The 25,255-nt window shown below is 70.3% G+C and carries 28 protein-coding genes; 10 read left to right on the top strand and 18 right to left on the bottom strand.

Annotation, left to right across the window (positions count from 1 at the left end):
- Positions 1-97: 97 nt before the first annotated feature.
- The 3 genes from A3AG_RS0107565 to A3AG_RS34205 form a co-directional block, all read right to left on the bottom strand.
- Positions 98-484, bottom strand: a complete 387-nt coding sequence (locus A3AG_RS0107565; RefSeq protein WP_018004840.1) for a hypothetical protein — start codon at positions 482-484, stop codon at positions 98-100.
- A 113-nt stretch (positions 485-597) separates the two neighbouring features.
- Positions 598-1,194 (bottom strand): flagellar transcriptional regulator FlhC, encoded by a 597-nt coding sequence (flhC, locus tag A3AG_RS0107560; RefSeq protein WP_026164023.1) that lies wholly within the window; start codon positions 1,192-1,194, stop codon positions 598-600.
- Positions 1,195-1,217: 23 nt separating this feature from the next.
- Positions 1,218-1,436, bottom strand: a complete 219-nt coding sequence (locus tag A3AG_RS34205; protein ID WP_145987523.1) for a hypothetical protein — start codon at positions 1,434-1,436, stop codon at positions 1,218-1,220.
- Between the two features lie 105 nt (positions 1,437-1,541).
- Here A3AG_RS34205 and A3AG_RS0107555 point away from each other — a divergent pair, with 105 nt between their 5' ends.
- A complete protein-coding gene (locus A3AG_RS0107555; RefSeq protein ID WP_018004838.1) occupies positions 1,542-1,745 on the top strand; it encodes a hypothetical protein in 204 nt (67 codons plus the stop codon).
- A 185-nt stretch (positions 1,746-1,930) separates the two neighbouring features.
- Positions 1,931-2,749, top strand: coding sequence for a BON domain-containing protein (locus tag A3AG_RS0107550; RefSeq protein WP_018004837.1), 819 nt, complete (start codon positions 1,931-1,933; stop codon positions 2,747-2,749).
- 16 nt (positions 2,750-2,765) lie between these two features.
- Here A3AG_RS0107550 and A3AG_RS0107545 read toward each other — a convergent pair whose 3' ends face one another.
- The 8 genes from A3AG_RS0107545 to A3AG_RS0107510 all read right to left on the bottom strand — a co-directional run bounded on the left by A3AG_RS0107545 (position 2,766) and on the right by A3AG_RS0107510 (position 11,562).
- Positions 2,766-3,584: an SDR family NAD(P)-dependent oxidoreductase gene (locus tag A3AG_RS0107545; RefSeq protein ID WP_018004836.1), complete on the bottom strand. Its 819-nt coding sequence runs from the start codon at positions 3,582-3,584 to the stop codon at positions 2,766-2,768.
- 60 nt (positions 3,585-3,644) lie between these two features.
- Complete coding sequence (locus A3AG_RS31485; RefSeq protein ID WP_018004835.1) at positions 3,645-3,917, bottom strand: hypothetical protein; 273 nt, start codon at positions 3,915-3,917, stop codon at positions 3,645-3,647.
- Between the two features lie 84 nt (positions 3,918-4,001).
- Complete coding sequence (locus A3AG_RS0107535; protein ID WP_018004834.1) at positions 4,002-4,493, bottom strand: flavodoxin family protein; 492 nt, start codon at positions 4,491-4,493, stop codon at positions 4,002-4,004.
- A gap of 174 nt (positions 4,494-4,667) precedes the next feature.
- The gene (locus tag A3AG_RS0107530; RefSeq protein WP_018004833.1) at positions 4,668-5,690 is read right to left on the bottom strand and encodes a Bug family tripartite tricarboxylate transporter substrate binding protein; all 1,023 of its coding nucleotides are present in this window, start codon (positions 5,688-5,690) and stop codon (positions 4,668-4,670) included.
- Positions 5,691-5,756: 66 nt separating this feature from the next.
- Positions 5,757-6,737, bottom strand: a complete 981-nt coding sequence (locus A3AG_RS0107525) for a Bug family tripartite tricarboxylate transporter substrate binding protein (RefSeq protein ID WP_018004832.1) — start codon at positions 6,735-6,737, stop codon at positions 5,757-5,759.
- A complete protein-coding gene (locus A3AG_RS0107520) occupies positions 6,734-8,050 on the bottom strand; it encodes a DUF1254 domain-containing protein (protein WP_018004831.1) in 1,317 nt (438 codons plus the stop codon). The genes A3AG_RS0107525 and A3AG_RS0107520 overlap by 4 nt, the downstream gene beginning before the upstream one ends.
- A 12-nt stretch (positions 8,051-8,062) precedes the next feature.
- On the bottom strand, positions 8,063-9,376 hold the full coding sequence (locus A3AG_RS0107515) for a DUF1254 domain-containing protein (RefSeq protein ID WP_018004830.1): 1,314 nt from the start codon (positions 9,374-9,376) through the stop codon (positions 8,063-8,065).
- Positions 9,373-11,562, bottom strand: coding sequence for an acetate--CoA ligase family protein (locus A3AG_RS0107510; protein WP_018004829.1), 2,190 nt, complete (start codon positions 11,560-11,562; stop codon positions 9,373-9,375). The genes A3AG_RS0107515 and A3AG_RS0107510 overlap by 4 nt, the downstream gene beginning before the upstream one ends.
- A 147-nt stretch (positions 11,563-11,709) precedes the next feature.
- Here A3AG_RS0107510 and A3AG_RS0107505 point away from each other — a divergent pair, with 147 nt between their 5' ends.
- The 3 genes from A3AG_RS0107505 to A3AG_RS0107495 all read left to right on the top strand — a co-directional run bounded on the left by A3AG_RS0107505 (position 11,710) and on the right by A3AG_RS0107495 (position 13,561).
- A complete protein-coding gene (locus tag A3AG_RS0107505; protein WP_026164022.1) occupies positions 11,710-12,447 on the top strand; it encodes a GntR family transcriptional regulator in 738 nt (245 codons plus the stop codon).
- Positions 12,448-12,559: 112 nt separating this feature from the next.
- Positions 12,560-12,913: a DUF2880 domain-containing protein gene (locus A3AG_RS0107500; RefSeq protein WP_018004827.1), complete on the top strand. Its 354-nt coding sequence runs from the start codon at positions 12,560-12,562 to the stop codon at positions 12,911-12,913.
- A 165-nt stretch (positions 12,914-13,078) separates the two neighbouring features.
- Entirely contained in the window at positions 13,079-13,561 is a 483-nt protein-coding gene (locus A3AG_RS0107495; protein ID WP_018004826.1) for a DUF1579 domain-containing protein, read from the top strand.
- Here the strand turns inward: A3AG_RS0107495 and A3AG_RS0107490 are convergent.
- The 4 genes from A3AG_RS0107490 to A3AG_RS0107475 form a co-directional block, all read right to left on the bottom strand.
- Positions 13,543-15,834, bottom strand: coding sequence for a VTT domain-containing protein (locus A3AG_RS0107490; protein ID WP_018004825.1), 2,292 nt, complete (start codon positions 15,832-15,834; stop codon positions 13,543-13,545). The genes A3AG_RS0107495 and A3AG_RS0107490 overlap by 19 nt on opposite strands.
- 174 nt (positions 15,835-16,008) lie before the next feature.
- The gene (locus A3AG_RS0107485) at positions 16,009-16,320 is read right to left on the bottom strand and encodes a hypothetical protein (RefSeq protein WP_018004824.1); all 312 of its coding nucleotides are present in this window, start codon (positions 16,318-16,320) and stop codon (positions 16,009-16,011) included.
- A gap of 181 nt (positions 16,321-16,501) precedes the next feature.
- Positions 16,502-16,699 carry a hypothetical protein gene (locus A3AG_RS0107480; protein ID WP_018004823.1) on the bottom strand — a complete coding sequence of 66 codons (198 nt, stop codon included), beginning with the start codon at positions 16,697-16,699 and terminating at the stop codon, positions 16,502-16,504.
- A 209-nt stretch (positions 16,700-16,908) separates the two neighbouring features.
- Positions 16,909-17,181 (bottom strand): DUF2188 domain-containing protein, encoded by a 273-nt coding sequence (locus A3AG_RS0107475; RefSeq protein ID WP_018004822.1) that lies wholly within the window; start codon positions 17,179-17,181, stop codon positions 16,909-16,911.
- A 315-nt stretch (positions 17,182-17,496) separates the two neighbouring features.
- Here A3AG_RS0107475 and A3AG_RS0107470 point away from each other — a divergent pair, with 315 nt between their 5' ends.
- Positions 17,497-17,640 (top strand): entericidin A/B family lipoprotein, encoded by a 144-nt coding sequence (locus A3AG_RS0107470; RefSeq protein ID WP_012355598.1) that lies wholly within the window; start codon positions 17,497-17,499, stop codon positions 17,638-17,640.
- A 61-nt stretch (positions 17,641-17,701) separates the two neighbouring features.
- On the opposite strand, the gene A3AG_RS0107465 is transcribed toward A3AG_RS0107470, so the two are convergent.
- Positions 17,702-18,688 (bottom strand): AraC family transcriptional regulator, encoded by a 987-nt coding sequence (locus A3AG_RS0107465; protein ID WP_018004821.1) that lies wholly within the window; start codon positions 18,686-18,688, stop codon positions 17,702-17,704.
- Positions 18,689-18,845: 157 nt separating this feature from the next.
- Between A3AG_RS0107465 and A3AG_RS0107460 the strand changes: the two genes are divergently transcribed.
- Positions 18,846-20,024: an acyl-CoA dehydrogenase family protein gene (locus tag A3AG_RS0107460; RefSeq protein WP_018004820.1), complete on the top strand. Its 1,179-nt coding sequence runs from the start codon at positions 18,846-18,848 to the stop codon at positions 20,022-20,024.
- Complete coding sequence (locus tag A3AG_RS0107455; RefSeq protein WP_018004819.1) at positions 20,021-20,596, top strand: flavin reductase family protein; 576 nt, start codon at positions 20,021-20,023, stop codon at positions 20,594-20,596. The genes A3AG_RS0107460 and A3AG_RS0107455 overlap by 4 nt, the downstream gene beginning before the upstream one ends.
- On the opposite strand, the gene A3AG_RS0107450 is transcribed toward A3AG_RS0107455, so the two are convergent.
- Positions 20,593-21,462, bottom strand: coding sequence for a DMT family transporter (locus tag A3AG_RS0107450; RefSeq protein ID WP_018004818.1), 870 nt, complete (start codon positions 21,460-21,462; stop codon positions 20,593-20,595). The two genes, A3AG_RS0107455 and A3AG_RS0107450, sit on opposite strands and share 4 nt — an antisense overlap.
- 18 nt (positions 21,463-21,480) lie before the next feature.
- Positions 21,481-22,416, bottom strand: a complete 936-nt coding sequence (locus A3AG_RS0107445; protein WP_018004817.1) for a 2-hydroxy-3-oxopropionate reductase — start codon at positions 22,414-22,416, stop codon at positions 21,481-21,483.
- Positions 22,417-22,749: 333 nt separating this feature from the next.
- On the opposite strand from A3AG_RS0107445, the gene A3AG_RS0107440 reads away from it, so the two are divergent.
- Together A3AG_RS0107440 and A3AG_RS0107435 are read left to right on the top strand one after the other, a co-directional pair.
- Positions 22,750-23,742, top strand: coding sequence for a tripartite tricarboxylate transporter substrate binding protein (locus A3AG_RS0107440; RefSeq protein WP_051073492.1), 993 nt, complete (start codon positions 22,750-22,752; stop codon positions 23,740-23,742).
- A 31-nt stretch (positions 23,743-23,773) separates the two neighbouring features.
- Complete coding sequence (locus A3AG_RS0107435) at positions 23,774-25,237, top strand: aldehyde dehydrogenase family protein (RefSeq protein WP_018004815.1); 1,464 nt, start codon at positions 23,774-23,776, stop codon at positions 25,235-25,237.
- Positions 25,238-25,255 lie beyond the last annotated feature (18 nt).

Below are 25,255 nucleotides of genomic sequence, written 5' to 3'. Positions count from 1 at the left end.
TACTCAGGAGTAGTGCAGGATAGGGCGCCAGCCGGCGTCAGCGGGCGCGCCGGGCGCTCGGGAAATCGCCTCCCGGGCCGTGCCAGCCGCTGTGCCGTCAGCGTTGCCTGAGCTCGCCGAGGTAGTAGTTGACCTCGGCCAGCAGCGCCGTGTGGAATTCGGCCGGCAGCACGTGGTCGTCGGTCAGCGACAGCAACTGGTCGATGCGTTGCCGGAACTGCCGCTGCGCGCTGGCGCGCGCATCGGGCGGCAGCGCCGCGGCCATGGCGCACAGCATTTCGCGCATCACCAGCAGCCGGGCGCCGTACTGGATCATGGCATCGCCCTGGGTCTTGAGGTTCTGCGCAAGCTGTTCCGGCATGCCCTGGCGCGGCGTGCCCGCCGCAGAGCCAGACGGCGCCGGCGGTGGCTCGGCGCGGGCCTTGCCGCCGGCCTCGGGCGCGGGGGTGCCCAGCATCTTGCCGAGCATGGGGATCTTGAACATGGGCGAGGCTCCGGGTGCGCCGCGGGCGGCATGGTCTGGTGCATCCATCATGGAAGGGTGCGGGTGGGCGGACTGTGCGCCAGCAGACAATGGCGCCGGGGCGGCACGGGCGTTCATGCGCCGGCCGGTCCGGGCCTGCGGCACTTGCCCGCGCGCGCCGGCGGCAGGCACAAGCCGCAGATGTAGCGCTGGCGCGCAGCGTGGGCGCACACCACGAACTCGCCGCGGCAGCACTGGCAGCGCGCCAGCTGCAGCATGCCGCGCTCATAGAAGCGGACCAGCATCCAGGCACGGGTAAAACTCAGCTGGGCGACCTCGCCGGTGACGCACAGATGCTCGCGATACATGCGGAAGGCGGCCAGGGTGGCACGGATGCCGTCCAGGTGGCCGGCACGGATCATGAAGCGGTAGGCGCCGAGCAGCATCGAGGCATGGGCGTTGGGGCGCCAGGCCAGGAACCAGTCGGTCGAGAACGGCAGCATCCCCTTGGGCGGAGACGCCCCGCGAAGCTCCTTGTACAGGCGAGTCAGCCGCTCGCGCGGCAGCGACACTTCCGCTTCCAGCACCTGCAGGCGCGCGCCCAGGCCGATCATCTCGATCGCCAGCCGGGTTTGCTCCAGGTCGTGCAGCACGCTCTTGCGCGCCGGTGCGGGCAACGGGCGGGACGTTGCCGCAGCGGGGCCGCTGGTGGCGGCAGGGTGTGTGTCCATGGTCTCCTCCTGCCCGGGGTGTGTCACAGTGCGGCGCTGTCCGCCTGCTGCGTTCCGCGGGTCCGGCTTTGCGTGATGGAGGACGATTTTTCGATCGCAGTCCGCTTATATCCGTGATTCTTGTCAACAATCGCAATTCCACGATCGACGGCATCAATTTGAATGGCCCGCTTGTTGGCGCAATTTGTCGGTGGCCCGGGCGCATCAGGGGTGCCATCCGTGGCGCCAATCAGGGGCGCCATCGGCACGACTGTAGGAGAAGCGCCCACACGCTATCGGACAGACGCCGATTTAACGGTTCCGCCCATGGGCTACGCTGCAAGAACACCAACGACAGGGAGCAACCCATGGCTGCAAACTTCCTGATCAGGCAGACCGCGCAGGGCTGGGAACTGACGGTCGAAAGCGCGCGCAAGGGCCTGGTCCACTGCGACGACCGCGACGTCGCTGTCAACATCGGCATGGCCGCCGCCAAGCGGCGCGGTGTGGTGCTGATCGTGCACGAAGACGAGGACGATGCCCCGCACGGCCTCGCTCCCCTGGCCGCCTGACGCTGCAACCCGGTTGCGTGATAACGGCGGGCGCCCTTTCCCGGTGGCGCCCGCCTTTGCTTTGGTGCGGGGCGCGCGGCATGCGTGCCGTCCTCCATGCCCGCGAAATGGTATGGAATTTGCGCCCCGTTGACTGGCGGCGCGGCCCGCCGGCCGCGCCGGAAGCTCAACCCTTGGAGACAGCGATGCATCCATTCCGAAATCAAGGCGGCGGCTCCTGGTGGCGCGGGGACCGCGACGCCGATGAAGCGCGCCGCATTCGCGGCGACGACGCGGGCGGCTACGGCGAGGGGCGCTATGGCCAGCGCGGCGGTCCCGCGCGCGACTACGGCGAAGGCCGCTATGAAGGCCGCCAGCGGCACGACAGCGACGTGCGCGAGTCCGGCTACTACGGCGGCCGCTCCAGCCCGGCGCAGCGGGTCTGGGAATCTTCTCCGCGGCGCGCGCCATGGGAAGAGGACGAAGCCTGGCGCCGTGGCAGCGAGGTGCGCGACGAGTGGGGTGACAGCGGTGGCGACAGCCGCAGCAATGCGCCGCGCGAGATGCCGCGCGGGCGCGACCGCGTCGGCCCAAAGGGCTACCAGCGCAGCGACGAGCGCATCCGCGAAGACATCTGCGAACGGCTCGCGCACGCGCGCCATGTCGATGTGCGCGACGTCGAAGTCGAAGTGCAGGGCGGCGTGGTGCGCCTGACCGGCAACGTGCGCGACCGGCGCCAGAAGTACTGCATCGAGGACATCGTCGACGATGTCTTCGGCGTGCAGGAGATCCATAACGCGGTACGACTCGGCGCGCCGGGCGCATTCGGCGTATCGGGCATTACCGAAGGGGCGCAGTCCGGTGCGACATCCGGCAGCCCTGCCCAGGGCCATGTCAGCGGCGTCAGCAGTTCCGGCAGCGCCACCGGTTCCAGCGCCAGCAGCTATGGCGGCGGCATGGAAACCGGCAGCGGCGGTCCCGGCCAGGGGCGCGACAGCACTGGCGGCACCACGCGCATGGGTTGATCTTGCCCGCGCAGCCCTAGGTGGCCGGCGGCTTGTCCGCCGGCGCCTCCAGCGGCTCGGCCATGCGGCGATGCTGCTCGGCCAGCACGTCGGCGGGCGTCACCATGGCGATGGCGGCGCGCAGCTTGTTGTGCCAGCCCGGCACCACCTCGCCCTCGCCGCGCATCATGGCATCGAAGCCGATCCGCGCCACCTCGGCGGGATCGGCCTTTTTCTGCTGGCCGAGGCGGGTGTCGAGCAGATCCGCGCGTTCGAAGAAATCGGTTTCGGTGGCACCCGGCATCAGGCAGGTGACGGACACGCCGGTGTGCTGCAGCTCGTGCCGCAGCGCATAGGAGAAGGAATCCAGGAACGCCTTGGTTGCGTTGTAGACGGCCTGGCAGGTGCCCGGCACGAAGCCGGCGATCGATCCCGTGATCAGGATGCGTCCCTCGTGCTGGGCACGCATGCGCTGGCCGACCCGGTGCAGCAGGTGCAAGGTGCCGGTCACGTTGGTCTCCACCACGCGCTGGATGGCCGCGAAGTCCTGGTCCAGGAAGGCGTGGCCCAGGCCGCGGCCGGCATTGGCGCACAGCACGTCGACACGGCGGCTGCCCAGCGCCGAGCAGACCTGCTCGACACCCTCGGGCGTGGACAGGTCAGCCAGCAGCGCCGTCACCTCGGCGCCTTCGTCGCGCAGTTGCCTGGCCGCGATCTCGATCTGCGGTTCGTCCGCGGCAACCACCAGGTCATAGCCGTGCCGCGCGCAGCAGCGCGCCAGTTCGTAGCCGATGCCGGAGGATGCCCCGGTGACGACGGCAAGCAGGCCGGTACGGCGAAGCGAAGTGTCAGGCACCGAAGCTCCTCTGGGTGGGTGGCCGGTTTTTACTGTGGCGTTGTAAGGATTAGCGACGCTTCAGCCCACCCGCCGCCAGGTGCGCACGCCCATCCAGACACCGAGCAGCGCCACCAGCGTGACCAGCACCGCCAGCGTCACCGCGGTGCCGGGGCCGAGTCCGCCAAACCACGCATAGGCATCGGAACGGCGCCACAGCACCCAGGCCAGGGTGGCGGTGGCGACCACCAGCGCGGTCTGCGTCAGCGCGTCGACCAGGCGCATCACGCCGCGCGCCGTGCCGGCAAGCGGATCGCGCCGGGCTTCTGAAGCGGTAATTTCGGGGTCGTCCATGGCAAGGGGCCGTACAGGGAATGCGTGGGACGTGCAAGACCTGTTCCCGGTCCGCGCCGTGGCTGTGCGATGGCCGGAAGGGCCTTAGAACACCCCCAGGCCCAGCCCCGCGGCCAGGCCCTCGCCAAGCTCCGCGCACCGCGCCAGGTCGGCGGCTTCGATCTGCTTGGGGGCGAGGATGCGCTCCGGCGTCTGCGCATGCGTGCAGACGATCAGCCCGGGCGCGACGCGGTTCAGGCGCCAGCCGGTGGCAATGCGCTCGAGCTGGCGCAGCGCGTTCTGGCCATCGCTGCCGGCGCAGATCATGGCGGCGTAGGGCCGGCCGTTGATGCGGTCCAGCGCGGGGTAATAGCAGCGGTCGAAGAAGTCCTTCATCATGCCCGCGATCGCGGCCAGGTTCTCCGGGGTGGCGAACAGGTAGCCGTCAGCGGCCAGCACATCGTCGGGGCCGGCCGCGGCGGCGGTCTTGAGCACGACCGTGACGCCGGGCTGCCGGCGCGCTGCGTCGGCGGCCGCCTCGGCCATCTGGCGCGTGCCGCCGGTCATGGTGTGGTAGACGATCAGCAGCGTTTTCATGCGTGCGGGGGACTGGTGCGTCCGTCTGACGCACGCTGTCGACTGTATCACGGCAGCTTCGCCGGGTCGCGCACCGGTCACTCAGGGCCCGCCCGGCGACATCGGCTTTGCCGCGGGCGGCGTCGGCAACGCCCCCGCCAGGCGATGGCGCTGGTTGCACAGTCCCGGCGTCCCTCAGTCCAGCGTCACCCCCGTATCCGCCGTCAGCTTCAGCACCACCGGCAGGTAGGCCTTGTAGGCCGCCTCGGCCTGCGCCGGGGTGGTGCCGAGCGGCTCCGCGCCCATGTCCACGATGCGCCGCTGCATGTCGGCGCTGGCGACCAGGCCGGCGGTCTCGCGGCCGAGGCGGTCGATGATGTCCTGCGGCGTCCTGGCGGGCGCCATCAGCGTGATGGGGCCGGTCAGCCGGAACGGCTCGTCGGCGTAGCCGGCTTCGGTGAAGGTTGGCACGTCCGGCAGCGCCTGCGCGCGCCGCGTGCCGGTGACCGCGAGCGGACGCAGCTTGCCGGTGGCGAAATGTTGCTTGAGCGCGGTCACCGAGCCCACCGTCACGTTGACCTGGCCGGCCAGCAGGTCGGTCACCATCGGCCCTTCGCCGCGGTAGGGCACGTGCAGCATGTCAGCCTGGTATTGCCTGGCGAAATAGGTCTGGATGGTATGCGGCTGCGTGCCCGGGCCCCATGAGCCCATGCGCAGCTTGCCGGGCGAGGCCTTGGCATAGGCCAGCAGCTCGGCGACGGTCCTGGCCGGCACGCTGCTGTTGACCGCCAGCACGGTGCGCGCGGTGGCAATGTCGGAGACCGGGCGCAGGTCGGTGCGGGGATCGTAGGGCAGCTTCTTGTACAGCGCCAGGTTGGACGTGATCGGTCCGGGAATGGTCATCAGCAGCGTGTAACCGTCCGGCGCCGCCTTGGCGACATAGTCGGTGCCGATGATGCCGCCGGCGCCGCCCTTGTTCTCGACCACCACGGTCTTGCCCAGTTGGCGCGACAGGCCGTCGCCGACGGCGCGCGCCAGCGTGTCGGTGAGGCCGCCCGGCGGATAGGCGACGATCAGGTGGATGGGCTTGGCCGGATAGGCGCCCTGCGCGGGCGCGGCGACGGGGGCTACGGCGAGCGCCGCGATGCCGAGCCAGGGCAGCGCGACCTGCAGCAGCTTGCCTTGCACCCACGGCGAAAAAGGGGCAACGGTCTTCATGATGGCGTGGTCTCCTGTTTATGCGATGTCACGGTTTGCCTTGCGCGGACGGCGTGCGCCCGCACGCTAGTCCAGCTTGATGCCGCGCGCCTGGATCAGCTTGCCCCATTTGCCGATCTCGTGGTCGATGAAGGCCGAGAACTCGCTGCCGCGCTCGGGATGCGGCTCCAGGCCCAGGCCAAGCAGCTTGTTGCGGGTTTGCGCATCGGCCAGCACGGCCGACGCCTCGCGGTTGAGCCGCTCGGTGACGGCGGGCGGCGTGCCGGCCGGCGCGACCAGCCCGAACCAGCCATAGCCGACCATGCCCGGATAGCCCTGTTCGGCGAAGGTGGGCGCATCGGGATAGACCGGCGTGCGCTGTTCAGACGCCACCGCCAGCACGCGCAGCTTGCCGGCCTTAATAAAGGGCAGCGCCGAGGTGATGGCGGTCAGCGTGGCGTCGGCGCGGCCGGCCAGCAGCTCGGTGTAGGCGGTGGCGTCGCCGCGGTAGTGGACGTTCAGCAGCCTGAACTTGCCGACCTGCCCGAACAGCTCGGCGGTCAGGTGCGGGCCCGAGCCGGCGCCCGGCGAAGCCACCGTCACGCCGTCGGGCTTCTCCCGGGCCATGCGCACGAAGTCCGCCACGGTGCGCGCCGGCGAGCTGGCATTGACGATCAGGAAGATCGGCCCCAGCACGCGCGGCCCCACCGCGACGAAGTCCTTGTGCACGTCGTACCGCTGCGCGATGCCCGCGGCGGTATTGATGGCAAAGGGCGCGGCCGCCCACAGCAGCGTATAGCCGTCCGGCGCGGCATGCGCCACCTGCTCCGTGGCCAGGCGCGTGCCGGCGCCGGGCTTGTTCTCGACCACCACCTGCTGGCCGAGCTTGCCGCCCAGCGCATCGGCGAGGATGCGCGCCGAGATGTCGTTGGAGCCGCCGGCGCCGTAGGGCGACACCAGCTTGACCGGCCGCGACGGATAGGTTTGCGCCTTCGCCTGGCCGCCCAGGCACAGCAGCGCCACGCTGGTCGTGAGCACGGCCCGGGCGAAGACAACGGTTCGGTTCATGATGCTTCCTTCATGCGGCGGATGGCGGGGTAGCGGAAGGTGCGTTCCAGGTGCGCGCTGCCGGGGACGTACAGGCGCAACGCAACGTAGAACGGTTCGGGCGGCGCGGGTAGCCAGTTGCCGGTACTGGTGGCCTCCGCCGGTGCGCGTGCGCCCAGCACGATGCGCAGGCTCCCATCCGGCGCCGCGCGCAGGCCGGGCGAGCGGTCGCCCAGCGAATAGCGCTGCAGCGGGTTTTCCGCCAGCATGCAGTCCGTCTTGCGATACATGGTCAGCGACCAGAACGCGCCCACCTGTGGCAGCCCCTGCGCGGGGAACACCAGCTCGTACTGGTGCGTACCGTCCAGCGGCAGGCCGTCGGCATCGCAATCGGCCATCAGGTACATGGCTTCCTCGATGCCCAGCGCGCCGATGTAGTTGCGCGCCACCTCGGCGCGCAGCGCGTAGTGCGCGCCGAACGAGGTGCGGATCTCCACCGGCAGGGACCAGCCGCCGCCCAGCGCGGAAGCCTTGGGCGCGGCCAGTTCGGCATCGACGTGCGCCAGCGCGGCTGCCAGCGCAGTGCGTTGCGTCGGCGTCAGCGGCGTCGCGCTGCCGATGCCGGCGGCGGCGAAGCTGCGCACCAGGTCCGCCTCGGCGGCAGGTGGCGGGTTTTCGGCCAGCATGCGCCGGACGATGGCGGCGTAGCGGTCGGGATCGGCCGGCCGCTCGCCGGCGTGCATGCCGGCGTCGATCACGCTCGCGGCGGCGGTGCCGTCGGGCCGGCGCAGGCGGATGCCGTCCTGCAAGGCGTGCGCGCCCGCCAGGTCGGCTTCGCCGTCGGCCAGGATGCGGCCGATGATCCAGACCGCATCGGTGGGGCAGGGCAGCGGTGTGGCGCCGGCCGGCACTTCGCCGCGCCAGGCCGGCCCGTGCAGCAGCCAGGTGCCGCCCTGGCTGCCGGTGGTGCGGGTGCCGATGTAGCCGAACGGGTTGGTATAGGCGTCGAGCAGCCCCAGCACGTAGTAGCGGCCGTGGCAGTCCGGAACGTCCAGCAGTAGCGGGCCGCGCGACAGGTCGAGCCAGGCGTTGGTGTAGAGCGTGTCGTTGTTCGGCGTGACCACCTGCCGGTGTTGCGGGCCGAGCAGCGTGCGCACGTGCGTGACGGTGTTGATCCAGCGCAGCGTCGACTCCGGGCCGTCGCCGGCAAAGACGCCGGCGCTGTCGCGGCGCGGGCAGGTGGCGGCGCGCATGCGCGCCATTTCGTACAGCGGCAGCGTGTAGCGCACCGCGTCGCGGGCGAGCGCTTCTGGGGAGATGTCCTGGGTTGCCATGGGCCGTCTCCTTCAGGCGATGCGCCGCAGCGGCGGGATCACGTAGTCGCCGGCGATGAAGCCGTCGGTGGGGTGGTACAGGCGCAGGATCAGGTAGAACGGGGCGTCGGGTGCCGGCAGCCAGTTGTCCTCAGCCTGCCCGGGGCGCTGGTGCGAGATCGTCAGCGTGAGCCCGCCGTCGGCGTCGTACTGCAGCCCCGGACTGCGGTCGCCCAGCGCATAGCGGCCGATGGCGTTGTCGGTGAAGAAGCGGTCGGCGCCGTAGAGCGAGACCGACCAGAACGCCTGCGCCGGCGGCAGGTGTCCGGGCGGGAAGTGCAGCGCATAGGTGTGGCGGCCGTGCAGCAGCTCGCCGTCGGCATCGTAGTCGGCGGCGGCGTAGACGGCTTCGTCGGCGCGCAGTGCGCCCAGGCCCTTCATCGCGGTCACGGCGCGCTGCATCCAGTCGTCGCCATAGCGGCCCAGCAGCAGGCTGTAGGTCCAGCTCTTGCGCGCATGGCTGCGGGTATTGGCTTCGATCAGCGCGATCCCTTCGCGCCAGGCACGCATCAGGCCCTGCTGCACCGCGGGCCGCAGCGCGCCCACGTCGAGCGGCTCGCCCGCACGGATGCCGCATTTGCGCAGCAGCGACAGCAGCCCCGCGGCGGAAGGCTCGGCCGGATATTCGCGCAGCGCGTTGAAGACGTTGGCGAAGAAGTCGAGCGCCGGCTCCCCGCTGTCCTGCCAGTCGCGCACGCAGGCGGGTTGCCGCGCGCTGCCGCCGGACAGGCGGAAACCCTGCTCGAAGGCGCTGGCGGCGGGCAGGTCGTCGGTGCCGGTCACCAGCACGCGGCCCAGCAGCCAGACCAGCGACGTGGGGCAATGCACCACGTGCGCGCCGTCGGCGTGCTGGCCCGGGCCGGCCAGCACGATGTCGGCGCCCGCGGCGGGCACGTTGCGCGGGCCAAGGTTCTCGAAGTTGTTGGTCCAGGCGTCGAGCAGTTCCACCACGTAGTAGCGGCGCGCGTCCGGCAGCGCGGGCACGTGCAGCGTGACCGGCCCGTCGGCCAGGTTGATCCAGGCGCAGAAGTAGAGCAGGTCATTGGCCGGCGTGACGATGTCGCGGTCGTGGTGGGTCCACGGCTGGGGGCTGGCCGACAGCATGTTGACCGGCGCACGCCCGTAGCCGGTGGCCTGCGCCACCGAGGTCTGCAGCCGGCACGTGCGCAGGCTTTCAAACAGCGGATACGTCGCCAGCACCAGCGGCAGTGCCGCCGCGGCGGTCAGCGCTTCCTGCGGGGTGTCGATGGGAGCGCCGGCAAGGAAGGGCGCAGCGGGTTGGTTCATCGGGTGGTCTCCTCGGTGGGTCGGTTCGTGTGGCGGTCGGAGGCCGCCGCCTGCAGGGTCACCACGGCATCGGCGGCGACCACGCCGCGCGCGGTGACGATCAGCGGATTGATTTCGAGTGTGTCCAACCGCGGCCCCAGCGCCGCGGCGGCCTGCGACACGCGCACCAGCACCTCGGCCACGGCCCCGGCGTCGAGCGCGGGATGGCCGCGGTGGCCCGACAGCAGTGCCTCGGCACGGCTCGCGCGCAGCATGGTGCGGGCGCGGGCATGGCTCAGCGGCGCCAGGCCGAACGCGGTCTGGCGGAAGATCTCCACCGCGGTGCCGCCGATGCCGGCCAGCGCCACCAGGCCGAACACCGGATCGCACCGCACGCCCACCATCAGTTCGCCCCAGCCGCGCACCATGCCGGCGACCAGCGCGCCGTCGAAGCGCGCCGGCCTGCCGTGGCTGGTGGCAGCCGCCCGCACTTGTGCAAACGCCGCGCGTGCCGCCTGCGCGTCGGCCACGTTCAGCACCACGCCGCCGACGTCGCTCTTGTGCAGGATGTCGGGCGAGCACAGCTTGATCGCGACCGGATAGCCCATGCCGCCGGCGATGCGCACGGCCTCGTCCGCATCGCGCGCCAGGCCGTGCGGCGCGGTGGGGATGCCGCACGCGGCCAGCCACTGCATGGCTTCGAACTCGGACAAGGCGGTGGTGCCGGGCGGCACATCGGGAACCGGCAGGCCGACTGCCGCGGCGACGCATGCTGAGGCGGGCGTCTGTGCTGCCGCAGCTTGCGCCGCGGCCCGCGCCAGCACGGCCACGGCCTGCACCGCGTGCGCCGGTTCGCGGAACACCAGCGCGCCGCGCGCTTCCAGCCAGCGGCGCTTGTCGTCATCGGCGAGGCCGCTGAACAGCAGCGGCGCCGCATTGCCGCCGCGGTACAGGGCCTCGACGGTTTCCTGCAGCCCGGGCCAGATCCGCGGCGAGCCCACGCCGCCGGCCAGGAAGGCCACCACGCTGCCGTAGTCCGGGCTTTGTGCCGCGGCGGCAATGGCGTCCAGCAATACTTCGGGCTGCGCCACCACCTGTCCGGTGACGTCGATGGGGTTGGCGGTGCTGGCGAACGGAATCGCGTTGCGCAGCGCCGCGGCCGGGGCTGCGGGCATTGGCGGCAGCGGCAGCTCCAGCGCCTCGGCCTGGTCGGCCATCATGATGCCGACGCCGCCGGAGACAGTGACCAGCGCGACCGGGGTGACGGCATTGGACGGCTCCTTCGCCGCAGGCTGCCAGCGCGTGGGCCGGCGCCCGCGCGACAGCACGTAGCCGAGCCGGAAGAAGTCCTCCAGCGTATCGGCGCGGAACACGCCGTATTCGTCGAACACCGCCTGGTAGACCGCGTCTTCGCCCGCCAGGCTGGCGGTATGCGATTGCGCGGAGCGCGCGCCGGCCGCGGTGGTGCCCACCTTGGTCACCACCACCGGCTTGCCTGCCGCACGCGCGGCCGCCAGCGCGCGGCGCAGGCGAGCGCCGTCGCGGCAGCCTTCCAGGTAGGCCAGGATCACGCGCGTGGCGTCGTCGCGGGCCAGCCATTCGATCACGTCCGCCACATGCAGGCCGGCTTCGTTGCCGGTGGTGACCCAGTGGCTCAGGCCCAGCTGGGCCTCGCGCGCCAGCGCGAAGGCATAGGCCCCGAAGGCGCCGCTCTGGCTGACCAGCCCGACCTCGCCGAGCGGCGGCAGCCCGCCGAGCGGAATCGGCGAGAAGGTGGCGAACACGCGTTCGCGCAGGCTCATCGCGCCCAGGCAGTTCGGTCCCAGCAGCGTGATGCCGTGGGCCTGCGCCAGCGCCGCCAGTTCGGCCTGCAGAGCGATGCCATCGCCGCCGGTCTCGGCAAAGCCAGAGGTGAAGAACACCGCGGCGCGCGTGCCGTTGCGCGCCAGCTGTCGCATTGCGTCGAGGCTGGCACCGACCGGCAGCGCGACGATGGCGAGGTCGGCCGGCGCATCCAGCGCGTCCATCGTCGGCACCGCTGCCAGCCCCTGCACTTCGCTGGCGGTGGCGTGGACCGGGACGATGCGGCCGGCGTAGCCCAGCTCGCTCAGCAGCCGCACCGGCATGCCGCCTACCTTGTCGGGCTGGGTGGAAGCGCCGATCACGGCGATGGTGCGCGGTTGCAGCAGTGCGCTCAGGTCTGGCATCGGTTGTCTCCGTATGCGTGCGCCGTCACGTAAGGGCCGGGCCGGCGCCGCTGGTCTTGTCATGGATGATGCCGGCCGATGTTGTCATAACATGTTATGATGAGTCAACGTTGTTATGATAAGTAGATGCCCGCATGGGCCGTCCCCATGAATCCGCCGAATCTCGTGACAACCAGCTCATTGCCCCGCTTCAAGCAGATCGAAGGCGCGCTGCGCCAGCGCATCGTCAACAACGAATGGACACCGGGCATCAAGCTGCCGTCGGAGGCCGAACTGATGGCGGAGTTCGGCGTCAGCCGCATCACCGTGCGCCAGTCGTTGGCGTCGCTGCTGGCGGAGGGGCTGATCGAAACGGTCCACGGCAAGGGCAGCTTCGTCAGCCGCCCGGCGGGGCAGGCAGACCTGGGACCGCTGACCGGCTTCTATGACTACATGCGCGCCCGTGGCCACGAAGCGCACGGCAGGCTGCTGTCGACGCGGCTGATCACCGCGCCGGCTATCGCCGCCGATGCGCTGCGCGTACCGCCCGGCAGCAAGCTGCTGAGCGTGACCACGCTCAAGTCCGTGGCCGGCACGCCGGTGGCGGTCGGCGTGACCATGGCGCCCGAAGCGCTGATGCGCGCCATCCTCGAGCACGACCTGGAAAACAATGACGCGCTGATGATCGTGGAGGCCCGGCTGGGCTATCGCCTCAAGTACCTGCACACGGAAAGCGCGGCGATCCCCGCCACCGCGGAAGCCGCGCGCCGGCTCAAGGTCGAGCCGGGCGAGCCGCTGCTGCGTATCCGCTTCACGCCCCACGATATCGACGACCGGCCGCTGGCGTTTTCGGAATTCATGTTCCGCGGCGACAAGTTCACCTACAAGGCCTGCGTGCGGCGTTAGGGCCGCTGGCTGTGGCGGCAAGGGAACTTTTGCCCGCGCGTCGCGGCCTGAACTGCATCGGCGCCGGCGCCTGAAGGTGCGGTCTGGCGCCGCCCCGTTGCAGGAGTCCAGGATGTTCTCGCCGCTTTCCCCACGTTTGCTCTCCACCGCGCTGACGGTAGCGCTGTCGGCGGGCGTGCCGGCCGCGCTGGCCGCCGCCCGGCAGGATGCATCGCGGCCGCCCGGCAAGGAGGGCGCGCCCGAGGCCGCCTGCAAGCACGCGGTCAAGGCGGCGTTGCCCAACCCCGGCAGCTTCAAGTGGGTGGCCGCCACCGCGCGCCAGATCGACAAGGACAACTACAGCGTGGTGGCCGATGTCGAATACCTGGCCCAGGACGGCGCCGTGCGCGAAGCCAAGGTCCAGTGCGACGTTCGCCGCGCGCAGGGCAACCGCTTTGCCGTGCCCAAGCTGCGGCTGCCGCGGTAGCCAGGCCTGGCTTCCCTCTGTGCCGGCTGTTGCAATTTAATGTGGACACTGTACATTTCGTTTGCTAGTCTATGTGTACAGCATCCACAAATGCTCGCCGCAATCGTCGCACGCGGCCCTGGTCGGGCCGGACCCGCGGCCGTACCCACGCACCGGAGACCGAAAATGCAAATCGAAGCACACAAGGAGCATCGCTGGCTGCAACGTCTGATCGGCAACTGGATCGCCCAGGGCGAGGCCGTGATGGGGCCGGACCAGCCGGTGCAGAAGTGGGAAATCCCGGAACGGGTAAGCGCCATCGGCGACATCTGGGTGCAGTGCGTGGCCCAGGGCGACATGCCCGGCTGCGGCCCGGCCTCGACCGTCATGACGCTGGGTTATGACCCGGCGCGCAAGCACTTTGTCGGCACCTTTATCGGCTCGATGATGACCCACCTGTGGGTATATGAAGGCGACCTCGACGCGGGCGGGCAGCAGCTGACGCTGCGCGCCGAAGGGCCGGACTGCTCCGGCAACGGCCGCATGGTGCAGTACCGCGACGTGATCACGTTCCGCGACGACGACCATCGCGAACTGACTTCGTACATGCAGGGCGAAAACGGCGAGTGGACGCAGATCGTGAAGGCCACCTACCGCCGCCAGCCCTGAGCTTCAGGACGCTCTCCGGCCATCCTAGCCAGCCGCGACAAACGCGAGCCGGCGCCAGGCGGAGCGACGTGGCGGCCGCGGCGCGGCCGCGCCGCATTGCGCCGGCGCCGACGCAGCACCAGCAGCAGCGAGGCGGGCACCAGCAGCACCAGGGCCAGCAGCAAAAAGGTAAACAGCCCAGGGGCGCGCGCCGCCGCGGCGACCCGGTCCACCAGCAGGGCGCTGACCACGATGCCCGGCAACATCCCCAGCGCGGTGCCGATCAGGCAATCGCGCAGGCTGATGCGCGAGGCACCCACCACCAGGTTGACCAGCGAGAACGGTGCGAGCGGCACCAGCCGCAGCACCACCATGGCGACGATGCCGTGCTTGCCTAACTGGTGGCTGACGCGGTTGAGCCGCCGGCCGCCGAAGCGTCGCACCGCGTTGCGCCCCAGCAGCCGCCCGGCCAGGTAGCCCGCGCCGGTGCTCAGCACCGTGCCGCACAGGGCCAGCACCGCGCCGTAGAGCGGGCCGAACACCACCACCGTGACCAGGATCAGCAGCGTCACCGGCAGCATCATTACCGCGCCGGCCAGATAGACCCCCATCATCGCCAGCGGCGCCAGCGGCATCCGGTCGACGCGCTCGATCGCGCCCAGCAGCGCGCGGAAATCCGCCCATTCGCGCAGCGGGGTATAGCGCCATGCAAAGGCCAGTCCCGCCATCAACAGCGCCAGCACCACCATCGCCCCGACGCGCCCGAGCACGCGCGGGCGCGCCTCGTGGCTGACGAACTCGGCCAGCACCTGGTCGCTGTCGATCGGCTCGATCGGGTCCAGCAGGTTGGCGGCCGGCGAGGCGGCATCGACATCGTCGGGCAGCGGCGGCACATAGTCTTCCAGCGAGCGGCCGTCGCTGCGCTGCAGGTTCCGGATCGCGCCAAGCACGCTGCGCGTGGCCGCCACCTCGGCCTGTAACGCTTCGGGCGACACCGCCAGGTGTTCGCCCAGCAGCCGCGCGCGCATCGCTGCGATGGCAGCCTGGATGCGCGGCTCGCCGCCGGAGACCACCACGATATTGCACTCGGTGTCCAGCCCGAGCGAGCGGTTGCTGAGGTTGGAGGAACCGATGGTGAGGAAGTCGTCGTCGATCACCGTGACCTTGCTGTGGACATTGACGCAGTCGGGCATCAGGCCGGGAATGGTCGGGCAGTACAGGCGGAAGCGATCGAAGCGGTCGGCCGCGCGCAGCTGCCGGTACAGGCGTGCGCGCAGCACGCCCATGCTGTGCGCCTCGAGCCAGCCGCTCTCGTTGCGGCGCGACACCAGCACGATGTCCGGGCCGTCCTCGTGCCCCAGCCGCGCGGCCAGCGCCTTGGCGATCTCGCCGGAGCTGAAGTACTGGTTCTCCATGTAGATGCTGTGCCGGGCCGAGGCGATGGCATCGCGCAGCAGCATGCGGATTTCGCTGACGCCGGGTTCGTCCTCGTACATCGGCATGGTGCGGGCGATGCCCACGCGCACATCGGTCAGCTCGGGCGCCAGGCTCGGCGGCCACGGATCCGACGAGGTTGCCGCCACCGGCCGCGGCTGGCTGCCGCTCGCGCGCAGCCAGCGCTGCGCGCACAGCTTGCCGAGCGCCGCGGCCGCGTCGCCGTCGAGCGCGCACTGCACGTCATGGAAGGGCGGGTAGGGCCGGCCCTCGGCCATGCGCAGCGGCGCGCCGGGCGCGTGCTGGTTGTCGTCCCAGCGGCGCAGCGTCAGGTCCAGCCCGCCGACGAAAGCGACCTTGTTGTCGAGCACCACCACCTTCTGGTGATGCGATGCGCCGGGCGGATGATTGCCGTCCAGCAGGAACGACAGATGCCGGTGCGCCTGCCAGTGCGCGCTGGCCGAGGGCAGCCATTCGCGCTCCATCGCCATCACCATGGCGTAGTCCCAGCTCAGGATGTAGATGCGCAGGTTGGGGCGACGGTCGGCCAGCGCGCACAGAAAGTCGCGCAGCCCGGGCGGCAGGCCATCCTGCGCGCCCGCGGGGACCAGTTCCATGCGGCTGTCGATGTCCCAGCCCAGGATGAAGATGGTGTGCTCGGCCCGCGGCAGCGCCTCGCGCAGCGCGCGGAAATAGGCGTCGGCGTCGACCAGCATGGCAAAGCGCCGGCAACGCTCGACGCGCCAGCAGTTGCGCCCGGGCTCGAGCTGGAAGCCGGGCGGCGAGGTGGAATCATGCGGTGGTGGCGCCGGCGGGGCCGCTGGGGACGCCGTGGTGCCGGGCGCGTTGTATTGCCTCATTGCGTACGCTCAGGGGAAGCGAAAGCCATAGCCTGAAGCGTCGCGCGCAAGTTCCGTACCCTGCGCAAGCGCCCGCTGGCGCCGCGCCGGGCGCGGCTTTTGCGTGTGCGCCTTACCGGCCTTTGTAAGAACGGCACGCGGCCGCGCCGGCGTGCCGCGGGCGCCGGAGCGTGGTCAGGAAGCGTGGCCGCGCCGCAGCGTGGCGGGGCGGGAGATGCCCCAGACGTCCAGCAGCGGCTCGAAACGCGGGATGTTCTCGCGCGGTGCGGGGGTGACGCGCCGCGGTGGCGGCAGGGGCCGGCCGGTTAGCAAGAGCAGGGTATCGGCCTCGGGCGGCAACTCGGGCTCGCCTTCATAGGCCACGACGCCCATCTGGCGGGCGGATTTGAGCGCGCGGGTCAGCTCGGCGGCGCTCAGACGGCTGGCGGTGGCGAGCCGGTGCCGGGGCATGGGCCCGTTGGCACGGAGGCTGGCAATCAACGCCATCACGCATTCCCGGGTGGTTCGATTCATGTCGCTGCGTCAGAAAAATGGTGCGGCAGCGAACCCGCCGATCGGGTCGCTTGCCTGCGTATAACCATTCTTCAGCAGGGGTCATGGTCTTGCCAACCCGATATGACACTTGTTCACATTCCTGCAATGGCGGCGAGGTCCGCGCCTTGGCGCATCAGTGCCGCGTTTTCGGGTCGCCGGTGGGAAACCCGGGCGGCGCGCCGTCATGCCGGGTCAGCATGGAGCCATGCCGGCGCCACTTGCGGGCGTGGCGATCCTGGATGTCTTCGGCAAGCTCGTGCAGTTCCGCCACCCTGGCGTCGAGCGGGTCGGGATAGATGTCCAGCGGACGGTATCGGAGCAGAAAACGCATGACGGGTCTCGGTTGTCCTGGTCGTCGGCCTGTGGCCTGACTCCAGTATTGGCGGTGGACCCGGTGTTTTCAGCAGAAGATGCGCGGTATTTTGATGCGACTCAATGCATCCGGCGCAATGATCGGTTGCGGCCCGCTGTGTCAGCGGGCACGCAAGGCAATGACGGCGAGGCAGCGGCGCCGCGGCGGGCCGGCCAGCCGGGATGGCGCTAGCGGCCGAGGCCGGAATTGCCGCGACCGTCGCGGCAGTAGATCTTGCGTTCGCGCACCAGGCCGTCGCGGCCATGGATGCACAGCGACACGCCGTCCTCGCGGGCACGCATCCAGCCGGCGGCAATGGCGGCTTCCTGCGTCGGGAAGTGCAGTGCCGCGTCGTCGGGGCCGCTTTCCAGGCCCTCGATGGTAAGCGCCCATTCCCCGTCGCTGGCGTACCCGGATTCGCCGGTCGTGGCGGGAAGCACATGGATGCTGCGTGACGTCATGGTGTTCTCCGTGATGGCTGGCAGTGACATTGGGTTTTTAAGGGATCCCGCGGCCGCGGGCTATCGGTCGCAGTCCTACAAGCATATTCGGGACCAGCCGGCAGGCCGGGGGGTCGGCACCGCCGTAGTGCGGATGCCGGCGTGGCATGTCGCGCGTTCTGCTGACATCGCGGTAGGACGAATCCCGACTTTTCGTACCGCCACGGATTGCTACGATCCAATTGCCGGTTGGGCAACAGGCTGCCCGGTCAAGCTATTCCGAGCTCTTCCATCCTGGCGGCGCATGCCGCATCCACACGAAGCAAGGAGATCATCATGAGAAAGCTATACGCACTGTTTGCCCTCGCCGGCATGCTGCTGGTCACGGGTTGCAACACCATGGCCGGCGCCGGCAAGGATATCGAGCGCGGCGGCGAGAAGGTGCAGGGCGCGGCGGAAAGCACCAAGCAGAAGATGTAAGCCACTGGCGGCCACCAGTGGCCAGTCGACGGCCCGTGCCCCAGGCGCGGGCCGTTTTCATTCATGCGTGCGCCGCTTCGGTGCAGTTGCGGCGCCAGCTGGCCGGCGGCAATCCGAATTCGCGCTTGAAGGCCCGGCTGAAGGCGGCCTCGGAGTCATAGCCGACCGCGCCGGCGACTTCGCTGATCGAGCGGTTGCCGCTGCGCAGCTCGGCCGCGGCAGTGCGCAGGCGCCAGTGCGCGAGGTACTGCATCGGCGGCTGGCCGAGCAGGTCGGTGAAGCGCTGCGCCAACGCCGAGCGCGACAGCCCCACGTTTCCGGCCAGTTCGTCGACGGTCCACGGATAGGCCGGCCGCGCATGCATGCGCGACAGCGCACGCGCCACGTAGCGGTCGCGCAGCGCGGCGAGCCAGCCGCTTTCATTGGCCGGCAGGGTGTCGATGCAGCGTCGCACCGCCTGCACGAAGAGCAGCTCCGACAGCTTGGCCAGCACGGTGGCGCTGCCGGCGCGCGGCTCCGCCGCCTCCGAGGTGGCGAAGGCCAGCGCCGAAGCCAGCCATGCGGATTCCAGCCCGCTGCCCAGCCCCACCTTGAACAGCCGCGGCAGCGACGTCAGCAGCGGATTGCCCATGGTGTCGTCGAAGCCGAGAAAGCCGCAGACCATGCGCGTGTGTTCGCCGCCGCCGCCGTATGAAACCCGCATGACTTCGCCGGGGCTGTTGCGCAGCAGGTCATACACCAGCGGCGCGGAAGGCAAGGGCTGCAGATGGAGGTCGCTGCCGAGCACATGCGGCTCGCCCTGCGGCACCACCAGCAGCTCGCCGGCTTCCACCCGCACCCCGGGGCCGGTGTCGTCGACCAGGCGCGCCCAGCAGATGCCTTCGGTGATCAGGTGATACGAGACCACGCGGTCGGCGCGCGGCAGGAACGCGGCGCGCAATTCAGCATCGGCTTCACTGATCAGGCACCACGGTGATTTGAACTCGCCGTTCAGGAACACGGCACCGCTCAGTTGCACGGCGCGCAAGAGGTCGGACAAGGCATCCATGGCCACATTCCTCCAGATCCGGGGTTTCGCGCAAGAAAGCCGGACGCCCGATCATACGGGCGAGGGGACCGGGCTCCGATACTAGCACCGTGCCCGTGGCCGTACAACGGCGCGGCACACGCCAATACACGCCACCTGACCGGACGGAGACAACACCATGGAAACCCTTTCCGCAGCGGATGCCAGCGCCGGCGCGCAGGCCGACTGGATCGGCCTTGCCGCCACGCTGGGCCGCACCTTCGATGGCCGCGCGCCCGAGATCGACGCGAGCGAGCAGTTCGTCAGCGCCAACTATGACGACCTGCGCGCGCACCGCTTCTTTGCCGCGGCGGTGCCGCAGGAGCTGGGCGGCGCCGGGCTGTCGCACCAGGAGCTTGGCGCGGTGCTGCGCGAACTGGGCAAGTACTGCGGCTCGACCGCGCTGGCCTTTGCCATGCATACCCACCCGGTGGCGACGGCCGCATGGCGCTGGCGCAATCAGCAAGCGCCGGTGGAGGGCCTGCTCAAGCGGGTCGGCGCCGAGCAGCTGGTGTTGCTGGGCAGCGGCGGCTCCGACTGGCTGCAGGGCAGCGGCACGGCCACGCGCGTGGATGGCGGCTATCGCGTCGACGGGCGCAAGATCTTCGCCAGCGGCGCGCCGGTGGCGGACCTGTTCATGACCTGCGCGGTCTATGACGACCCGGAGGCAGGCCCCACCGTGCTGCATTTCGCCTTGCCGATGAAGACGCCGGGCGTGCGCGTGCTGTCGAACTGGCACACGCTGGGCATGCGCGGCACCGGCTCGCACGATGTCATGCTCGAAGGCGTGCTGGTGCCCGACACCGCCGTTGCCGCGCGCCGCCCGCAAGGCGTGTGGCATCCGATGATGCATACCGTGGCGATGATCGCGTTGCCGCTGATCTATGCCGTCTACGTCGGCATCGCCGAGGCCGCGCGCGAGATCGCGCTGCAGCTGGCCCGCCAGCGGCGCCTGAACGCGCATGCGGTCGAGGCCGCGGGGCGCCTGTGCAATGAAGCGGATGCGGCGCAGCTGGGGCTCGATGCGATGTTCGCCGCCGCGGCCGGGCAGGCACCCGGCGCGATCACCACCAACCGCATCATGAGCGCCCGCACGCTGGCGGCGCGCGCGGTGCTGGCGACCGTGGAAGCGGCGATGGACCTGGCCGGTGGCGCCGGCTTCTATCGCGATGCCGGGCTGGAGCGGCGCTTCCGCGATGCGCAGGGCGCGCGCTTCCACCCGCTGCAGGCCGGGGCCCAGCAGGAATACGCCGGTCGCATCGCGCTGGGGCTGGATATCGATGCGCCGACCGGCGAGGTGCGCACGGCAGCGCGATGATGTCCGCCCTGGCCCAGCTTTCCTACGGCACCGAGGCCTGCAATGACAGCGGCCAGGGCGACGACGCCTGCGCCATCGGCCACGATGGCGCGGCACGCCGCGCCTTGCGCGATGCGCTGGGGCAGTTTGCCACCGGCGTGACCGTGGTCACGGCCGCCGGCGCCGATGGCCGCCCGGTCGGCGTGACCATCAATGCGTTCGCTTCGGTGTCGCTCGCGCCGCCGTTGCTGCTGTGGTGCCTGGCGCGAAGCTCCGGCAGCCTGCCGGTGTTGCGCGCGGCGCCCTGCCACGCCATCAACGTGCTCGGCAGCGGCCAGCTTGAGGTGTGCCGTCGCTTTGCGTCGCGCGCCGGCGATCGCTTCGCCGGCATCGCCCATCGCCCCGGCCCGTGCGGCACGGTGCTGATCGACGGCACGCTGGCCTACTTTATCTGCCGGCACCGCTCGGTGCGCACGGTGGGGGACCACGTGCTGTTCGTCGTGGAAGTGGTGGCCTATGGCGCGGCGCCGGGCACGCCGCTGGTGTTCCATGGCGGCGGCTTTGCCGACGCGCGCGAACCCTGCGCCGGTTAGGCGCGCTCGGCGCGCTTGCCCAGGATCACCAGCGCGATCCCGCCCAGCACCGCGGCCGCGCTCAGCGCCAGCCGCAAGGTCAGGGCCTCGCCGAGCCACGCACTGCCGCCCACCGCGGCGATGACCGGCACGCTCAGCTGCACGGTGGCCGCGGTCGCGGCGCGCAGGCGCGGCACCGCGGCGTACCAGATCACATAGCCGAGCCCCGAGGTGATCGCGCCGGACACCACCGCATAGGCGAGCCCCGAGGCATCCAGCGAGCGCTGCGCCTGGATCGCCGCGCCGAGGGCCAGCGCCATGGGCACGGCGCGCACGAAGTTGCCCGCGGTGGTCTCGACCGGATCCGCGGCCCGCTTGCCTCGCAGCGAATAAACGCCCCAGGCGATGCCCGCCGCAATCATCAGCAGCGATGAGACCAGCGGCGGCGTCGCCAGGCTTGGCAGCATCAGCCAGACCAGGCCGGTCAGCGCCAGCGCCAGGCCGATCCACTGCTGCGCGCGCAGCGGCTCGCCGGTGTAGAGCCCGTAGCCGGTCATGGTGGCCTGCACCGCGGCGAACAGCAGCAGCGCGCCGGTGCCCGCGCTCAGGCGCTCATACGCGAACGAGAATGCCGCGGCATAGCAGAACAGCGCCAGCGCCGAGACCCAGTTGCCGCCCACCGTCATGGCGCCCGCGCCGTGGCGCCCGGCCTGTCGCCGCGCCATCACGATCAGCCACAACACCGCCGCCGCCGCGGCGACGCGCGCCAGCGTGAAGCTGCCGGCGTCGATGGTGGTGCCTTTCAGCGCCAGCCGGCACAGCAGCGAATTGCCGGCGAACGCCAGCATCGCCAGCGCGGTCAGCAGCGCGGTGCTTGCATGCGGCATGCGGACCGGGCCTTGCGTTTAGCCGGCGGGTCTTGCGTCACCGCCCTCGCCGGTCTCGCCGGAGTCGCCGAGGGCGAACGAAGACAAATGCTCGATCGCCCGGACCAGCCCGGAATGGTCCCAGGCCGCGCCGCCCAGTCCGCTGCAGACATTGAACAGCTGCTGGCACGACGCCGTATTGGGCAGTCCCACGCCAAGCTCGCGCGCGGTCGACAGCGCCAGCTCCAGGTCCTTCTGGTGCAGCGCAATGCGAAAGCCGGGGTCGAAGGTGCGGCGGATCATCCGTTCGCCATGGACTTCCAGGATGCGCGAACTGGCGAAGCCGCCCATCAGCGCCTCGCGCACGCGCGCCGGGTCGGCGCCGGCGCGCGCCGCCAGCACCAGCGCCTCGCTGACCGCCTCGATGGTCAGCGCCACGATCACCTGGTTGGCCACCTTGGCCACCTGGCCGTCGCCGGCCGCGCCCACGCGCGTGATGTTCTTGCCCATCAGCTGCAGGATGGGCAGCACGCGGTCGAACACCTCCTGTTTGCCGCCGGCCATGATCGACAAGGTGCCGGCCCTGGCGCCGACTTCACCGCCCGACACCGGCGCGTCGATATAGTCCGCGCCGATCGCCTCGATGCAGCGCGCGAACTCGCGCGTGGCGATCGGCGAGATCGAGCTCATGTCGATCACCGTGACGCCGTCCGCGGTATCGGCCAGGCCATCGGCGACGCCGCGCTCGCCGAACAGCACCTTTTCCACGTCGGGGGTGTCGGGCAGCATCAGGATGATGGTCTCCGACTGCCTGGCCACGTCCTCGGCGCTGGCGCAGGCGGTCACGCCGGCATCCTGCAGGTCTTGCGGCACGCCGCTGCGGCTGTGGGCGAACACGGCATGCCCGCCGTCGAGCAGGTGCCGCACCATGGGCTTGCCCATCACGCCAAGCCCGATAAAGCCGATCTTGCTCATGTCAGTGTCCGGTAGGTGTTGCGCCGTGCCGGTGCCGGCGCCTATCCAGATGATAGACCGCATCCCGGGCATCCCCCATGCGATCACGCCGCGCTGGGGGCGAGCGCGCGGCCAGGGTAGGCCCAGTGCCAATATCTTTGCTTTGGCCGCAAAGGCATTAGGCGGTGCGAAGGTCTTATCGCCCGCCGCAGCGGCCCATATTATTGGATCGGCAAAATGCGGCAACGCATCTTTGCTCAGAAAGCAATAGGTGAGATGTGCCCACCGCAAAACAAAGCAATGCAAACCGAGGTGAAGCAAATGGAGACCGCATCTGTACGCAAGCAACGTTTCATGGTCCCCCGGTCGGCCCCGCCAGGGCCGCGCATCGGGTGGCTGGCTCCGGCGCTGGCTGCCCTGGCGCTGGCGCTGCCTGCGGCCGCGGGCGCGGCCGAGACCTGGCCGACCAGGCCGGTCACGCTGATCGTGCCGTTCCCCGCCGGCGGCGTGGTCGACAAGGTCGCGCGCCAGACGCAGGAGGGACTGCGCAAGCGCCTGGACCAGTCGGTGATCATCGACAACCGCCCCGGCGCCAGCGGCACCATCGGCACCGGCCAGATTGCGCGCAGCCAGCCGGACGGGTACACCATCGGCATGGTGTTCGACAGCTTTGCCACCGAGCGCCACTTCTATCCGAAGCTGCCGTACGACGCGCACAAGGACCTGACCGGCGTCTCGTACATGGTACGGGCGCCGATGGTCCTGGTCGTGCCCGCCGCTTCACCCTACAAGACTGTGCAGGAGTACGTGGCGGCGGCGCGAACGCCGGGCAAGGTGTCGTACGCTTCGGTCGGGTCCGGCAGCTCCAACCAGCTGGTGGCCGAAGCCTTCCACGAAGCGGCGCGCACCAGCGGCATCCATACTCCGTACAAGGGCGGCGGCCCGGCCATCAACGACCTGCTCGGCGGCCACGTCGATTCGATGATCGCCAGCCTGGCGCTGTGCCTGCCGTATGTGCAGGCCGGCAAGCTGCGCGCGCTGGCGATCACGTCGACGCAACGCGACGCCCGCCTGCCCGGCGTGCCGGCAGTGGCGGAGCTTTACAAGGGCTTCGAGGCGTACTCGTGGGTCGCCATGATCGCGCCGGCGAAGACGCCGCCCGCGGTCGTTGCCAGACTTGCCACCGCGGTGACGGCAACGCTGCGCGATCCCGCCGTGGCGAAACAGCTGACCGATGGCGGCTTCGATATCGTGGCCGGCGACGGCACCCAGGCCAACCAGCTGGTCCAGCAGGAATCGGCGCGCTGGGGCCGGCTGATCAAGTCCCGCAATATCGTTGCCGACTAGTTCGTCGGCCTTAACCTGTCAACCATCCAGCATGCAGAACAAGCTCTTTATCAACGGGCGCTTCGTCGACGCACTGAGCGGCGCCACCATCGAAGTATTGAACCCGCACGACGGCAGTGTCATCACCCACATCGCGGCCGCGCAGGCGGCCGATGTCGACGAGGCGGTGGCAGCCGCCGAGCGCGCTTTCCCGGCGTGGTCCCGCATGGCCGCGGCGCAGCGCGGGCGCCTGCTGCTCAAGCTGGCGGATGCCATCGAAGCCAACGCCGAAGAACTCGCACGGCTCGAATCGCTGGACACCGGCCATCCGATTCGCGATTCGCGCGCCCTCGATGTGCCGCGCACGGCCGCCTGCTTCCGTTACTTCGGCGGCATGGCCGACAAGCTCGAAGGCACGGTGGTGCCGGTGGAGCCGGGCTTCCTCAATTACGTGCAGCGGGCGCCGATCGGCGTGGTCGGGCAGATCGTGCCGTGGAACTTCCCGCTGATGTTCACCAGCTGGAAGATGGGCCCGGCGCTGGCCGCGGGCAATACGGTGGTGATCAAGCCGTCCGAGCTGACGCCGCTGTCGTCGCTGCGCGTGGCGGAGCTGATGGCCGAGGTCGGCTTTCCGGACGGCGTGGTCAACGTGGTGCCCGGCTACGGGCATACGGCGGGCCAGCGCCTTGCCGAGCATCCGCGCGTCGGCAAGATTGCCTTTACGGGCTCGACCGCCACGGGGCGCAGGATCGTCGAGGCCTCGCAGGGCAACCTGAAACGCGTGCAGCTGGAGCTTGGCGGCAAAGGCGCCAACATCGTCTTTGACGATGCCGATCTGGATGCCGCGATCAACGGCGCGGCCTGGGCCATCTTCCATAACCAGGGCCAGGCCTGCATCGCCGGATCGCGCCTTGTGCTGCACGAGCGCATTGCCGATGCGTTCCTGGACCGGTTCAGTGCGCTGGCGGCTTCGATCCGGATCGGCGACCCGCTGGACCCGGAGACGGAGATGGGGCCTCTCACTTCGGCACAGCATCGTGACCGGGTGCTGTCGTACGTGGAGATTGCGCGCGACCAGGGCGGGCAGGTGCTGGCGGGGGGCAAGGCGCCCGCAGACGCCGCGCTGGCGCAAGGCTACTACGTCGAGCCGACCATCGTGCAGGCGCGGCCCGATGACCGCGTGGCGCAGGAAGAGGTGTTCGGCCCGTTCGTCACCGTGCTGCGCTTTGGCAGCGACGAGCAGGCGCTGGCCATTGCCAACGGCACGCCCTACGGGCTCGGCAGCGGCCTGTGGACCCGCGACCTGTCGCGGGCGCACCAGCTTGCCGGGGCGATGCAGGCGGGCATGTGCTGGATCAACTGCTACAAGCGCGTCAGCCCCGCCAGCCCGTTTGGCGGCGTGGGCCAGTCGGGCTACGGCCGCGAGATGGGCTTCGAGGCCATGCGCGACTACACCGAGGCGCGCTCGGTGTGGGTGAATGTCGACGCGCAGATTGCGCCGCACTTCCGCCGCTGAGGCGGCGGGCGTCCCGCG

The organism is Cupriavidus neocaledonicus (assembly GCF_000372525.1).
Lineage (GTDB): Bacteria > Pseudomonadota > Gammaproteobacteria > Burkholderiales > Burkholderiaceae > Cupriavidus > Cupriavidus neocaledonicus.
This window is presented reverse-complemented; position numbering and strand designations above follow the sequence as displayed.